2 protein-coding genes are annotated in these 567 nt (G+C 70.2%); one reads left to right on the top strand and one right to left on the bottom strand.

Annotated elements, in window-relative coordinates:
* Nucleotides 1-364, bottom strand: a 364-nt coding sequence (locus tag AC1DQC_RS20130; protein ID WP_477052993.1) for a ParA family protein, incomplete at its 3' end; no start/stop codon positions are given.
* Nucleotides 365-436: 72 nt separating this feature from the next.
* Here AC1DQC_RS20130 and AC1DQC_RS20125 point away from each other — a divergent pair.
* Nucleotides 437-567: histidine phosphatase family protein (locus AC1DQC_RS20125; protein WP_477052994.1), on the top strand; the 131-nt coding region annotated here is incomplete at its 3' end.

Below are 567 nucleotides of genomic sequence, written 5' to 3'. Positions count from 1 at the left end.
GCACGGTGTCGAAATCGCCGTCCAGCGTCGCGATGGCGCGCTTGAGCGCGAACTCACGCCCCGGGCGCATCAGCAGCACCGCCTCCGCGCCGGCCAGGTCGATGGTCGCGGGTGCCAGCGACAGCCCTTCGGAGGTCGGCAGGATCACCTCACGCAGGGACACCTCGCCGGTCAGCACGTCGTGCACCGACGACTCCAACCGGTCGGGGTTGTGCCCCAACGAGAAGGTCAGGCAGCCCTGCGGGTCGAGGTCGACCACCAACACCTTGCGTCCGAGCGCGGCCAAAGCCGCCCCCAGAGACGCCACCGTGGTCGTCTTGGCGACCCCACCCTTTTGATTCGCCACAGCGAGCACAGTTGTCACGGCTGTGATCTTTGCGCAATTCACGCCGGGTGGCGAGCGCTGGCACCTCACGGCCCTGGCATCATCGAGTCCATGACCGTCGCCGACCCCCGCATCGTCCTGCTCCGGCACGGCGAGACGGAGTGGTCGCGCACCGGCCGCCACACCGGCCGCACCGACGTCCCGATGACCACCGCCGGCCAGGAGCAGGCCCGGCGAGCGGG

Source organism: Cellulomonas sp. P4_H12 (assembly GCF_056400905.1).
The sequence above is the reverse complement of the archived record's forward strand: the minus strand, read 5'-3'. Positions and strand labels throughout refer to the sequence as shown.